The following is a 12,569-nucleotide window of genomic DNA, read 5'->3' on the forward strand; positions in this document are numbered from 1 at the left end:
CGGTGGCTGACGCAGCGGAACGCGGCCGGCTGATCGCTGCGACGGGTGAGAGCCCCGACATCGTCTTCGACCGGTTCGTCTCCTGGGCCGAGGCCGGCGGACTCAGCCTGTACCCGGCGCAGGAGGAGGCGCTCATCGGCATCGTCGACGGCGCCAACGTCATCCTCTCCACGCCGACGGGCACCGGCAAGAGCCTCGTCGCCGCCGGCGCACACTTCGCGGCGCTGAGCTCCGGTCGCCGCAGCTACTACACGGCGCCCATCAAGGCGCTCGTGAGCGAGAAGTTCTTCGCGCTCGTCGAGATGTTCGGTGCGGAGAACGTCGGGATGGTCACCGGGGACTCCTCGGTGAACGCCGACGCACCGATCGTCTGCTGCACCGCCGAGATCGTCGCCAACCTGGCGCTCCGGCACGGCGAGGACGCCGGCATCGACCAGGTCGTGATGGACGAGTTCCACTTCTACGCCGACCCCGACCGCGGGTGGGCGTGGCAGGTGCCGCTGCTCACCCTCCCGGACACGCAGTTCATCCTCATGTCCGCCACCCTCGGCGACGTCGGCGACCTCGCGCGGGACCTCGAGCGCCGGACCGGCCGTGAGACCGCCATCGTGACCGGCGTCGAACGACCGGTGCCGCTCCACTTCTCCTACGCGACCACACCGATCCACGAGACCGTGGAAGACCTCCTCCACACGGGACAGGCTCCGATCTACATCGTCCACTTCGCGCAGGCGGCGGCGCTCGAGCGGGCACAGGCGTTGACCAGCCTCAAGGTCGTCACCCGCGAGCAACGCGACGAGATCGCCGACGCCATCGGCGACTTCCGGTTCAGCACCGCGTTCGGCACGACGCTGTCCCGGCTCGTCCGCAGCGGGATCGGCGTGCACCACGCCGGCATGCTGCCGAAGTACCGACGCCTGGTGGAGCAGCTGGCCCAACGTGGTCTCCTCCGCGTCATCTGCGGGACGGACACCCTCGGCGTCGGGATCAACGTCCCGATCCGCACGGTCCTGTTCACGGCGCTCACGAAGTACGACGGCACGAAGATGCGCCAGGTGAACGCCCGGGAGTTCCACCAGATCGCCGGTCGTGCGGGTCGGGCCGGCTACGACACCGCGGGCACCGTCGTCGTCCAGGCTCCCGAGCACGAGACCGAGAACCTCAAGCTCATCGAGAAGGCCGGCGACGACCCGAAGAAGCGCCGGAAGATCATCCGGAAGAAGGCGCCGGAGGGGTTCGTGTCCTGGGGGGAGCCGAGCTTCCAGCGTCTCGTCGCGGCCGAGCCTGAGACACTTACCAGCCACATGCAGCTCACCCACGCGATGATGCTCAGCGTCATCGCACGCGGCGGTGACAGCTTCGGCACCATCCGCTCCCTCGTCTTCGACAACCACGAGCCTCGGGCGAGACGATTCGCCCTGGCCAGGCGCGCGCTCGAGATCTACCGCACCCTCCGCACGGCAGGCGTCATCACCCAGACGATCGACCCCGAGACGGGTGAGGTCGTCATCGGCCTCACGGTCGAGCTGCAGCCGAACTTCGCGCTCAACGCTCCGCTGTCGCCCTTCGCCCTCGCCGCGTTCGAGCTCTTGGACCCTGCGGAGCCCGGCTTCGCCCTCGACGTCATCTCGGTGGTCGAGTCGACGCTCGATGATCCGCGCCAGATCGTCATGGCCCAGCAGCACCTCGCCAGGGGCGAGGCCGTGCAGGCGATGAAGGCCGAGGGGATCGAGTACGACCAGCGCATGGAACTTCTCGAGGCGGTGACCCATCCGAGACCGCTGGCGGAACTCCTCGAGGCGGCGTTTACCAGCTACACCGCCGCGCAGCCGTGGGCACTCGACCTCGAGCTCCGCCCGAAGGCGGTCGTCCGCGACTTCATCGAACGCGCACTCAACTTCAGTGAGTTCGTCTCGTTCTACAGCCTCTCGAGGTCCGAGGGACTCGTCCTGCGATACCTTTCCGACGCCTTCCGGGCGATCCGGCAGAGCGTGCCGGACGAGTTCAAGGACGAGGAGCTCCAGGACCTCATCGAGTGGCTCGGAGAACTCGTCCGACAGGTCGACTCGAGTCTGCTCGACGAGTGGGAGGAACTGTCCCACCCGGACCCCGAGCGCCATGCGGAGGCGAGTCGGTCACTTCCACCCACGCCACGGAGCGTCCTCGCCAACCGTCGGGCGTTCACCGTCCTCGTCCGGAACGAACTCTTCCGCCGGGTCCAGCTCGCGTCGCTTGAGCACTACGACGCGCTCGGCGAGCTCGACGCGTCGGCTGGATTCGACGCCGACACCTGGGCGGACGCCATGGATCCGTACTTCGAGGAGCACGGTGAACTCCCGACGGGTGCTGCAGCACGGAGCCCGGCGCTGCTGATCGTCGACGACGAGGACGAGCGCCCCGTCGGCGACACGGGCGGTGTCTGGCGAGTGCGTCAGGTGTTCGCCGATCCGGCCGGCGACCACGACTGGGGGATCAGCGCAGTCATCGATCTCGACGCCTCCGATGAGACCGGGACCGCGGTCGTCCGGGTGACCGCTGTCGGGATGCTCTGAGCCGCCAGCAGGCGCAGTAAACCGTCAGCAGGCGCAGTGAGCCGTCAGCGGAAGAGCGTCTGAGCCGTCAGCGCGAGACGCTGAGGGATGCCGACTCCTCGACGCGCGACGCGGTCCGGTCCGGGATCCGCTGCTGCAGCACGACCCAGGTCATCGCGGCGACGAGCAGTCCGGCGAGCACCATGTGCAGCCCGACGAGCACTTCGGGGAGTCCGAGGCGGGCCTGGGTGAGCCCCACGATGATCTGCACCACTTCGACCGCGAGCAGGGTGGAGACCGCCGTGCGTACCCCGCGCGACCCGCGGCGGGCACCGAGCGCGATCACGCCGACGAGCAGCACGATGGTGCCGGCGAGCGTCGCGTAGGCGGGCCAGCTGTGGAGGTGCTGGAGGAACTCGGGGTCGAACCCGTTGCGCGGCGCCGGCACCTCCTTCGAGTTGTCGCCGGCGTGCGGGCCCGAGCCCGTCGTCAGGATGCCGAACACCACGGTGACGGCGACGAAGAGGCTCGTCAGGTGGACGACGCCGAGGTACCAGCCGGGCATGACCTTCACCGCACCGCGGGGGCCGCGGTAGACCCGATGGACGAGCATCGTCGCGAGGGCGACGAGGACGATCGAGATGACGAAGTGCAGCCCGACCACGTACGGGTTGAGTCCAGTGAGGACGGTGATGCCGCCGAGGACCGCCTGCGCGGGGATCGACAGACCCTGGAGCAGGGTCAGCCGGAAGAGGTCGGGGCGCTGCCGACGCATGCGGATCACCGCGAGGAACGCGGCGATCACGATGGCCGCGAGGACGAAGGTCAGGAGTCGGTTGCCGAACTCGATGAATCCGTGGATGCCCATCTCCGGCGTGTTGACGAAGGAGTCGTCCGTGCAGCGAGGCCACGTGGGGCACCCGAGCCCGGAGGCCGTCAGGCGCACGGCGCCCCCGGTTCCGATGAGGACGAGCTGGAAGGCGAACGAGAGCCAGGCGACGACCCGTACGCGCTTGTCGATCGTCGTCGGCAACCACTGCCAGAACCGGGTGGCCCGCACCCGGTCGGGAAGGGACGGTGCCGGCGTCGGTCGACCGGCGGTCTTGGAGTGGTGTGACACGGGACGATCCTTCGGTTCGCGGTGGCCACGGCTGCGGTATCCACCGTCCTCACCCACAACCCACAGGAAGCTGTAGGATTATGAGGTTCACGGTGCGCGCGAGAAGCGCCATGGTTCATGAACATTGTAGGTTCGCGAAGAAGCCGCCCGCACATCCCCTCCCCAATCCGCTCCGATCAGGCGCGTGCCATGGGAGGGAATGACGACCTCCAGCCGGTGGTTGTCTCCAGGGAGGAAAGAGGGACACATGTCAGACATCCTGATCGATCGCCCGGAGCTCGCCGGACTCGGCCAATACGAGTTCGGATGGCACGACGGCGACGTCGCCGGCGCTTCAGCGCGCCGCGGCATCTCCACTGAGGTCGTGGCCGACATCTCCGCACTGAAGAACGAACCGGACTGGATGCTGCAGCGCCGCCTCAAGGCCCTGCAGCTGTTCGAGCGCAAGCCCATGCCGACGTGGGGCGCCGACCTCTCCGAGATCGACTTCGAGAACATCAAGTACTTCGTCCGGTCCACCGAGAAGCAGGCTCAGACCTGGGAGGACCTGCCGGACGACATCAAGAACACCTACGAGAAGCTCGGCATCCCCGAGGCGGAGCGCCAGCGCCTCGTCTCCGGTGTCGCCGCGCAGTACGAGTCCGAGGTGGTCTACCACCAGATCAACGAGGAGCTCGAGGCGCAGGGTGTCATCTTCATGGACACCGACACGGCGTTGCGCGAGCACCCCGAGTTCTTCGAGGAGTACTTCGGCACGGTCATCCCGTCCGGCGACAACAAGTTCGCCGCACTGAACACCGCCGTGTGGTCGGGTGGCTCCTTCGTCTACGTGCCGCCCGGCGTGCACGTCGAGATCCCGCTGCAGGCCTACTTCCGGATCAACACCGAGAACATGGGTCAGTTCGAGCGCACGCTGATCATCGCCGACGAGGGCAGCTACGTGCACTACATCGAGGGCTGCACCGCGCCGATCTACAAGTCGGACTCGCTGCACTCCGCGGTCGTCGAGATCATCGTCAAGAAGAACGCCCGCGTACGCTACACGACGATCCAGAACTGGTCGAACAACGTCTACAACCTGGTCACGAAGCGCGCCACGGCCGCCGAAGGCGCGACCATGGAGTGGATCGACGGCAACATCGGATCCAAGGTCACGATGAAGTACCCGTCCATCTACCTCATGGGCGAGCACGCCAAGGGCGAGACCCTGTCCGTCGCGTTCGCCGGTCCCGGCCAGCACCAGGACGCCGGCGCGAAGATGATCCACATGGCTCCGTACACGCAGTCGTCCATCGTCTCCAAGTCGATCGCCCGAGGCGGCGGACGCGCGGGGTACCGCGGCGAGGTCCGGGTGGACGCCAACGCCCATCACTCGGCCAACACCGTGCGCTGCGACGCGCTCCTGGTCGACACCATCTCCCGCAGCGACACGTACCCGGCGATCGACATCCGTGTGGACGACGTCCAGCTCGGACACGAGGCGACGGTGTCCAAGGTCAGCGAGGAGCAGCTCTTCTACCTCATGAGCCGCGGCATGCCGGAAGACGAGGCCATGGCGATGATCGTCCGCGGCTTCATCGAGCCGATCGCCCGCGAACTGCCCATGGAGTACGCACTCGAACTCAACAAGCTCATCGAGATGGGCATGGAAGGATCCGTCGGTTAATGACGACTGCAGCACCGACTCAGACCGAAGGACAGCACGGCATCACGGCACACAGCGACGGCGCAGGACGCGTCATCCCGGTGCAGACCCGATCGGAGCGCTTCAGCTCCTATGATGTCGCCGACTTCCCAACGGTGACGGGACGCGAGGCGGTCTGGAAGCTCAGCCCGGTCGCGCAGTTCGCCGACCTCACCGCGGGGGAGCTCGACGGCTCACCCACCCCGATCGCGCACGACGACGTCGACGGATTCAGCGTCGAGTGGATCAGTCGCGACGACGCCCGCGTCGGCTCCGCCGGAGTGCCTGAGGAGCGCGCCTCCGCGAACGCCTGGTCGAGCTTCGACCAAGCACTGGCGATCTCGGTCACGGGTGAGGAGTCCAAGACCCTGCGCCTCGAGCGGAGCGGGCTCGGCGACGGCGCCCGCGCTGCGCACACCGTCATCACCGCCGCGCCGTTCAGCCGGGGCCTCATCATCATCGAGAACGCAGGCGACGCCCGCCTCACCGAGAACGTCGAGATCGTCGTCGGCGAGCAGGCCGACGTGACCGTCGTGACCGTGCAGTGGTGGGACGACGCAGCCGTGCACCTCGCCAGCCACTTCGCGTCCATCGGTCGCGACGCCCACCTCAAGCACGTCGTGGTGTCGCTCGGCGGCAAGGTCGTCCGGGTGAACCCGACCCTGCACCTCGCCGGTCAGGGCTCGGACCTCGACTCGCTCGGCGTGTACTTCTCCGACGCGGGTCAGCACCTCGAGCAGCAGGTCTACATGCACCACGACGCACCGAACACCCGCGGGCGCGTGACCTACAAGGGCGCACTGCAGGGCGAGGGTGCGCGGTCCGTGTGGATCGGCGACGTCCTCATCAGCAACCGTGCCGTCGGCACCGACAGCTACGAGCAGAACCGCAACCTCGTCCTCTCCGACGGCACCCGTGCCGACTCGGTGCCGAACCTCGAGATCGAGACCGGCGACATCGCCGGTGCCGGTCACGCGAGCGCGACCGGACGCTTCGACGACGAGCAGCTCTTCTACCTGCAGGCTCGAGGCATACCTGAGGACGAGGCACGACGACTCGTCGTCCGCGGCTTCCTCGTGGAGATCATCCAGCAGATCGGTGACACCGAGCTGCAGGAGCGCCTCTCGGCGGCCATCGAGGCCGAACTGCTCGGCGCCGACGGACAGGGCACCGGCGGAGCGCAGCACTGATGGCGACGAAGGTGTGCTCGTTCGACGAGCTCGCCGTCAACCAGGCCAAGCGGGTCGTGGTGGACGGCGTGCCGATCGCCCTCGTGCGCGACGCGTCGGACGAACTGTTCGCGATCGGCGACGTCTGCACCCACGGCGACATCTCGCTGTCCGAAGGCTTCGTCGAGGACGGCAACCTCGAATGCTGGGCACACGGCTCGCAGTTCTCGCTCACGACGGGCAAGCCGCTCACCCTTCCGGCCTACGAGCCGGTCCCCGTCTACACCGTCGAGCTCATCGACGGCGACATCTACATCGACCCGACCGCAACGAAAGAGATCTAGCACCATGTCAGTCCTCGAAATCCGCGACCTGCACGTCAGCGTCGAAACCGAACAGGGCACCAAGCCGATCCTGCGTGGCGTCGACCTCACCATCCGGAAGGGCGAGACCCACGCGATCATGGGTCCGAACGGTTCGGGCAAGTCCACGCTCGCGTACACGATCGCCGGCCACCCGAAGTACACCGTCGACAGCGGATCCATCACGCTGGACGGCGAGGACGTCCTCGCGATGAGCGTCGACGAGCGCGCCCGTGCCGGACTCTTCCTCGCGATGCAGTACCCGGTCGAGATCCCCGGCGTCACGGTCACGAACTTCCTCCGCACGGCGAAGACCGCCGTCGAGGGCGAGGCGCCCGCGATCCGCGGCTGGATCAAGGACGTCCGCGAGTCGATGAAGAACCTGCGCATGGAGCCTGCCTTCGCCGAGCGCAACGTCAACGAGGGCTTCTCCGGTGGCGAGAAGAAGCGTCACGAGATCCTCCAGCTCGAGCTGCTGAAGCCGCAGTTCGCAGTCCTCGACGAGACCGACTCCGGCCTCGACGTCGACGCCCTCAAGATCGTGTCCGAGGGCGTCAACCGCGCCAAGGAGAACACGGGCCTCGGCGTCCTGCTGATCACGCACTACACGCGCATCCTCCGCTACATCAAGCCGGACTTCGTGCACGTCTTCGTCGCCGGCAAGATCGCTGAGCAGGGCGGTCCCGAGCTCGCCGACCGACTCGAGAACGAAGGCTACGACCGCTTCCTCGTCGACGCCGTCGTCGCCCCGGAAGGTGCCTGAAGCCGCGCGAGCGGTCTAAGATAACGACATGGTAACAACGCTCAGTCCGCAACGATTCGACGAGGTCGAAGAGGCGCTCAAGGACGTCATGGACCCCGAGCTCGGGGTGAACGTGGTCGACCTCGGTCTCATCTACGACCTGGGGTGGGATGACGAGAACGACGCGCTCATCATCCACATGACCCTGACCTCCGCCGGATGTCCGCTCACGGACGTCCTCGAGGAGCAGACGGGTCAAGCGCTCGACGGCATCGTCGACGCCTTCCGCATCAACTGGGTGTGGATGCCGCCGTGGGGCCCGGAGCGCATCACGGACGACGGGCGCGACATGATGCGTGCCCTCGGCTTCTCGATCTGATCGATCCTCCACGACGACGGACGGCTGCATCGCAGCCGTCCGTCGTCGTGTTCCCGACAGTGTCGCCCGGCTGATCCCGGATAGGGTCGAGGCATGACCGAGATCGTGTCCGCCGACCCCCTCGACGTCCTGCGCAGCCGGACGAGCGAGAAGTGGTCCGAGTACCCCGACGACGTCCTGCCCATGTTCGTGGCCGAGATGGACGTCCCGCTCGCCCCCGTGATCCGCGATGTCCTGCACGCGGCGATCGATCGCGGTGACGCCGGGTATGTCGCGAGCCGCACACGGCTCCCACAGGCGTTCGCCGACTTCGCAGCGCGACGCTGGGGATGGGACGTGGATCCCGGCTCCGTGTTCACCACCGCCGACGTCAGCATGGGCATCGTCGAGATCCTGCGTCGCGTCATCTCGCCCGGCGAGGGCGTCGTGATCACCTCGCCGGTCTACCCACCGTTCTTCGACCTCGTCACCGAGGCTGGGGGAGTCGTGGTGGACGCCCCCTTGCTCGGGTCCAGCCGCGCCGGCGATCCCGCCGGAGGCTGGCGGCTCGACCTGGACGGTCTCGAAGCAGCCTTCCGCAACGGCGCGAAGGCGTTCCTGCTCTGCAACCCGCACAACCCGATCGGTCGGCCGCACACGGTCGACGAACTCCGCTCGGTCGCCGCGCTGGCCGCGCGGTACGGGGTCACGGTCGTGAGCGATGAGATCCACGCTCCGCTCACCCAGCCGGGCGAGCGGTTCGTGCCCTATCTCAGCGTGTCCGACGAGGCCGCCGAACACGGGTACGCCGTCCTGTCGGCGAGCAAGGCCTGGAACCTCGCCGGCCTGAAGTGCGCGGTGATGGTCACCGCCGGCCCCGGGCCGCGGAGCGTGGTCGCGGGGATGCCGGTCGAGGTGTTCTGGCGGACGGGCCAGTTCGGTGTGCTGGCTTCGGTCGCCGCCTTCGAGGCCGGAGAGCCCTGGTTGGACGGGCTCCTCGGGTTGCTCGACGGCAACCGGCGGCTGCTCGGTGAGCTGCTGGGCACCGAGTTGCCCGAGGTCGGCTACCGTCCGCCTGGCGCCGGGTACCTCGCCTGGCTGGACTGCACCGCGTTCGGTTGGACCGAGCCCCCGGCGCGGCGCATCCTGCGCGAGGCGCGCGTCGCCCTGCAGGAGGGAGCCCCGTTCGGGCCCGGGGGCGTGGGCCACGCACGACTCAACCTGGCCTGCTCACCCGAGCTCCTCACCGAGGCGGTCGGACGGATCTCCGCCCTGCGTTGACGGTCGTCCGGCCGCGCCGGAACCCTGCCGGAACGGCCGCGGTGCTGAGCATCGGATTCACGATTTATACTGGGAGGCTGACCCCCACCCTCCGCGTTGTCGAAACGCACCCGAAGAAATGGACTATGCCTGTGCTGAGTGTGCACGACCTCGAGATCCGCGTGGGGGCACGCGTGCTCATGGAGCACGTGAACTTCCGCGTGTCCGCCGGCGACAAGATCGGCCTCGTCGGCCGTAACGGTGCCGGGAAGACGACCCTGACCAAGACGCTGGCGGGGGAGACCCTCCCGACGAACGGCAAGATCGATCGCGGTGGCGAGATCGGGTACCTCCCGCAGGACCCGCGCTCCGGCAACCCGGAGGACCTCGCCCGCACCCGCATCCTCGACGCGCGTGGTCTCGGCCAGCTCGCGCTCGGCATGCACGAGTCGAGCATGGCCATGGCGAGCGACGACCCGAAGGTGGCGGAAGCCGCCATGAAGAAGTACGGCAACCTCACCGACCGGTTCAACGCGCTGGGCGGGTACGCCGCAGAGGCCGAGGCGGCCTCGATCGCGTCGAACCTGAACCTGCCCGACCGCATCCTCGATCAGCAGCTGAAGACGCTCTCGGGTGGACAGCGCCGCCGCATCGAGCTCGCGCGCATCCTCTTCTCCGACGCCGAGACGCTCATCCTCGACGAGCCGACCAACCACCTCGACGCCGACTCGGTCGTCTGGCTGCGTGAGTTCCTCAAGCAGTACAAGGGCGGGTTCATCGTGATCTCGCACGACATCGAGCTCGTCGGCGAGACGGTCAACCGGGTCTTCTACCTCGACGCGAACCGCACCGTCATCGACATCTACAACATGAACTGGAAGAACTACCAGCGTCAGCGCGAGGCCGATGAGGAGCGCCGGAAGAAGGAGCGCACCAACGTCGAGAAGAAGGCGACGGCGCTCCAGCTCCAGGCGGCCAAGTTCGGTGCGAAGGCCAGCAAGGCGGCGGCAGCCCACCAGATGGTGGCTCGCGCCGAGCGGATGCTGTCCGGGCTCGAGGAGGTCCGCGCTCAAGACCGCGTGGCCAAGCTGCGGTTCCCGACCCCGGCGCCCTGTGGCCGGACGCCGCTCATGGCGAGCAACCTGTCGAAGAGCTACGGCTCGCTCGAGATCTTCACGGCCGTCGACCTCGCGATCGACCGTGGCTCGAAGGTCGTCATCCTGGGATTCAACGGTGCGGGCAAGACGACCCTGCTGCGGATCCTCGCCGGAGTGGACCAGCCCGACACCGGGCAGCTCGAGCCCGGGCACGGCCTGCGGATCGGCTACTACGCACAGGAGCACGAGACGATCGACGTGAAGCGCAGCGTGCTCGAGAACATGGTCTCCTCGTCGCCGAACATCACCGAGATGGAGGCGCGCAAGGTCCTCGGCTCGTTCCTGTTCACCGGCGACGACTCCAACAAGCTCGCGGGCGTGCTGTCCGGTGGCGAGAAGACGAGACTCGCTCTCGCGATGATCGTCGTCTCGGGCGCGAACATGCTTCTTCTGGACGAACCGACCAACAACCTCGACCCGGCCAGCCGTCTGGAGATCCTCGACGCGCTCGCCCACTACGAGGGTGCTGTCGTGCTCGTGAGTCACGATGAGGGCGCCGTCGAGGCGCTCAACCCCGAGCGGGTGCTCATCCTGCCCGACGGCGTCGAGGACCACTGGAACAAGGACTACCAGGACCTCGTCAGCCTGGCCTAGCGCCAACGGCTCAGCGTACCCGGCCCCTGGGCTTCACAGGCCGGGTACGCCCCGTCCGTCGCCGGCTCGGGCCAGTCGGTTCAGCGACTCGCTTCGAGGATCTCATCCTCGATGTCGGCGTCGGACCGCGCTTTCGCGGCGAGCCGTTCGGCGCGCGCAGCCGCACGCCGCTGCTCCTTCGGGTCGTCGGAGTTCAGGATGCGGTACTCCTGACGGATGGCATAGGCGAGGAAGATGAAGCCCATCAGCGCGAAGACCACCCATTGCAGCGCGTACGAGAGGTGCATCCCCTCGTTCGGCTCGGGCTTGATCGGACCGAGCGGTGCAGCCTCGGCAGGCGCCGGGCTCTCCGAGAGCAGCATCCCGTACGCACCGGAGTAGAGCGTCTCGCCGCGGAGTTCGGCGATCTGCGGGAGGTTGATCGTGGCCACCTGGCCGTCGGCGGCCCCGCGGCCCGGGAGCGTCGGTTCGCCGGGTCGGATGCGGACGACGACCGAGACCTCACCGCTCGGAGGGGCCGGGACCGACTCGGGTGCTTCGAGTGAATCGTTCGCAGCGACCCAGCCACGGTCGACGATGAACACGTCTCCATTCGCCAGACGGAGCGGCGTGAGGACGTTGAAGCCCGCCTGGTTGTTCCGGGGACGGTTCCGGACCAGCAGCTGTTCGTCAGGCAGGTAAGTGCCACTCATCGACACCGGGTGCCATTCGTCGGCCACGCTGAAGGAGTCGAGCGACGGCAGCGCTTCGTCGAGCGGGATCGGGGTCGCGTCCCAGTTGGTCTCGATGCGCTGGACCTCCTCCTCCTTCTCGCTCGCCCGGGCGAGCTGCCAGTTGGAGAGGAGGACGCACACGATCGCGAACACGATCGCGACGCCGAGGTAGCCGAGCCAACGGCGGCTGAAGGCGAACCGCCAACCCGCGCTCATGGGCCGACCGCCGACGCCAGCGGACGCCGCTCGAGCGGGAAGGAGCGGGCTTCGAGGAAGGCCTCCAAGAAGTCGACGTGTTCGTCGCAGGCGGTCCAGACCTTCACACGGTCCTCCGCGTGGATCTTCGGATTGCGCCACTCGATCCGCCAGCTCGCCGCCGCGCGGCAGCCGGCCCGGGAGCAGATCACGCCGTCGGGCTCGGCACCGAACCCGATCATGCCTGGTCGGCCGGACGAGGCGGAACCGAGTCGTCGACGATCGTCGGCCGCTGGGACACGACGACGCCGGTGGGGCGCTCGATGGCCCCCTGCGACGGCAGCGACCCGGCGTTCGCGATGATCACGGCGACGTACGGCAGGAAGATGGCACCGGCTGCGACCGCGAACATCCAACCGCCCTGGACGAACGGGAGCGCAGCGAGGCAAAGCAACCGGACACCCATGGTGATCGAGTACTTGATGAGCCGCTGCCGGCGCTCTTGTTCGGGAGCCGGTGGGAGGGAGGTGATGCTCTGCTGCTTCATGCCACGACCAGCCTACGCGCTCGGCGGGTGGGCGACGCCCCCAAATCACCGGGAGAACCGGAGGACCCCCATATGCTGGTACGGGTCCGCGGCCGGAACGCCGCGCGCCCCGACGGCCGCCGCACGAGTCGGCCGGT

At 67.9% G+C, this 12,569-nt stretch carries 12 protein-coding genes; 8 read left to right on the forward strand and 4 right to left on the reverse strand.

The genetic code is table 11. From position 1 onward, the window contains the following. Positions 1-2 precede the first annotated feature (2 nt). Complete coding sequence (locus tag B9Y95_RS05660) at positions 3-2,552, forward strand: DEAD/DEAH box helicase (RefSeq protein WP_085510914.1); 2,550 nt, start codon at positions 3-5, stop codon at positions 2,550-2,552. A gap of 67 nt (positions 2,553-2,619) precedes the next feature. Here B9Y95_RS05660 and B9Y95_RS05665 read toward each other — a convergent pair whose 3' ends face one another. Further along, the gene (locus B9Y95_RS05665; protein ID WP_085511083.1) at positions 2,620-3,591 is read right to left on the reverse strand and encodes a COX15/CtaA family protein; all 972 of its coding nucleotides are present in this window, start codon (positions 3,589-3,591) and stop codon (positions 2,620-2,622) included. A gap of 307 nt (positions 3,592-3,898) precedes the next feature. Between B9Y95_RS05665 and sufB the strand changes: the two genes are divergently transcribed. The 7 genes from sufB (at position 3,899) to abc-f (ending at position 10,977) form a co-directional block, all read left to right on the forward strand. Then, a complete protein-coding gene (gene sufB, locus B9Y95_RS05670) occupies positions 3,899-5,317 on the forward strand; it encodes a Fe-S cluster assembly protein SufB (RefSeq protein WP_079705963.1) in 1,419 nt (472 codons plus the stop codon). Continuing rightward, entirely contained in the window at positions 5,317-6,525 is a 1,209-nt protein-coding gene (gene sufD, locus B9Y95_RS05675; RefSeq protein ID WP_085510915.1) for a Fe-S cluster assembly protein SufD, read from the forward strand. Before sufB ends, sufD begins: the two co-directional genes overlap by 1 nt. Beyond that, on the forward strand, positions 6,525-6,848 hold the full coding sequence (locus B9Y95_RS05680; RefSeq protein WP_064296937.1) for a non-heme iron oxygenase ferredoxin subunit: 324 nt from the start codon (positions 6,525-6,527) through the stop codon (positions 6,846-6,848). The genes sufD and B9Y95_RS05680 overlap by 1 nt, the downstream gene beginning before the upstream one ends. Positions 6,849-6,852: 4 nt before the next feature. Beyond that, positions 6,853-7,629, forward strand: a complete 777-nt coding sequence (gene sufC / locus B9Y95_RS05685; RefSeq protein WP_085510916.1) for a Fe-S cluster assembly ATPase SufC — start codon at positions 6,853-6,855, stop codon at positions 7,627-7,629. A 28-nt stretch (positions 7,630-7,657) separates the two neighbouring features. Continuing rightward, the gene (locus B9Y95_RS05690) at positions 7,658-7,987 is read left to right on the forward strand and encodes a metal-sulfur cluster assembly factor (RefSeq protein ID WP_056005622.1); all 330 of its coding nucleotides are present in this window, start codon (positions 7,658-7,660) and stop codon (positions 7,985-7,987) included. Positions 7,988-8,080: 93 nt separating this feature from the next. After that, the gene (locus B9Y95_RS05695; RefSeq protein ID WP_085510917.1) at positions 8,081-9,247 is read left to right on the forward strand and encodes a MalY/PatB family protein; all 1,167 of its coding nucleotides are present in this window, start codon (positions 8,081-8,083) and stop codon (positions 9,245-9,247) included. Positions 9,248-9,378: 131 nt separating this feature from the next. Next, on the forward strand, positions 9,379-10,977 hold the full coding sequence (gene abc-f, locus B9Y95_RS05700; protein ID WP_056005615.1) for a ribosomal protection-like ABC-F family protein: 1,599 nt from the start codon (positions 9,379-9,381) through the stop codon (positions 10,975-10,977). 80 nt (positions 10,978-11,057) lie between these two features. On the opposite strand, the gene B9Y95_RS05705 is transcribed toward abc-f, so the two are convergent. Genes B9Y95_RS05705 through B9Y95_RS05715 form a run of 3 tightly spaced genes read right to left on the reverse strand, consistent with a single transcriptional unit; the run spans position 11,058 to position 12,432 of the window. Next, entirely contained in the window at positions 11,058-11,906 is an 849-nt protein-coding gene (locus B9Y95_RS05705; RefSeq protein ID WP_085510918.1) for an SURF1 family cytochrome oxidase biogenesis protein, read from the reverse strand. Then, positions 11,903-12,127, reverse strand: coding sequence for a hypothetical protein (locus B9Y95_RS05710; protein WP_085510919.1), 225 nt, complete (start codon positions 12,125-12,127; stop codon positions 11,903-11,905). Before B9Y95_RS05710 ends, B9Y95_RS05705 begins: the two co-directional genes overlap by 4 nt. Further along, on the reverse strand, positions 12,124-12,432 hold the full coding sequence (locus B9Y95_RS05715) for a DUF3099 domain-containing protein (RefSeq protein ID WP_085510920.1): 309 nt from the start codon (positions 12,430-12,432) through the stop codon (positions 12,124-12,126). Before B9Y95_RS05715 ends, B9Y95_RS05710 begins: the two co-directional genes overlap by 4 nt. Positions 12,433-12,569 lie beyond the last annotated feature (137 nt).

Source organism: Plantibacter flavus (assembly GCF_900177615.1).
Classification (GTDB): domain Bacteria; phylum Actinomycetota; class Actinomycetes; order Actinomycetales; family Microbacteriaceae; genus Plantibacter; species Plantibacter flavus.

Bases quoted from the DNA above. Each gene is read 5' to 3' on its own strand.
- sufB (WP_079705963.1), top strand. From the start codon at position 3,899: ATGTCAGACATCCTGATCGATCGCCCGGAGCTCGCCGGACTCGGCCAA.
- sufD (WP_085510915.1), top strand. From the start codon at position 5,317: ATGACGACTGCAGCACCGACTCAGACCGAAGGACAGCACGGCATCACG.
- B9Y95_RS05680 (WP_064296937.1), top strand. From the start codon at position 6,525: ATGGCGACGAAGGTGTGCTCGTTCGACGAGCTCGCCGTCAACCAGGCC.
- sufC (WP_085510916.1), top strand. From the start codon at position 6,853: ATGTCAGTCCTCGAAATCCGCGACCTGCACGTCAGCGTCGAAACCGAA.
- B9Y95_RS05690 (WP_056005622.1), top strand. From the start codon at position 7,658: ATGGTAACAACGCTCAGTCCGCAACGATTCGACGAGGTCGAAGAGGCG.
- B9Y95_RS05695 (WP_085510917.1), top strand. From the start codon at position 8,081: ATGACCGAGATCGTGTCCGCCGACCCCCTCGACGTCCTGCGCAGCCGG.
- B9Y95_RS05705 (WP_085510918.1), bottom strand. From the start codon at position 11,906: ATGAGCGCGGGTTGGCGGTTCGCCTTCAGCCGCCGTTGGCTCGGCTAC.
- B9Y95_RS05710 (WP_085510919.1), bottom strand. From the start codon at position 12,127: ATGATCGGGTTCGGTGCCGAGCCCGACGGCGTGATCTGCTCCCGGGCC.
- B9Y95_RS05715 (WP_085510920.1), bottom strand. From the start codon at position 12,432: ATGAAGCAGCAGAGCATCACCTCCCTCCCACCGGCTCCCGAACAAGAG.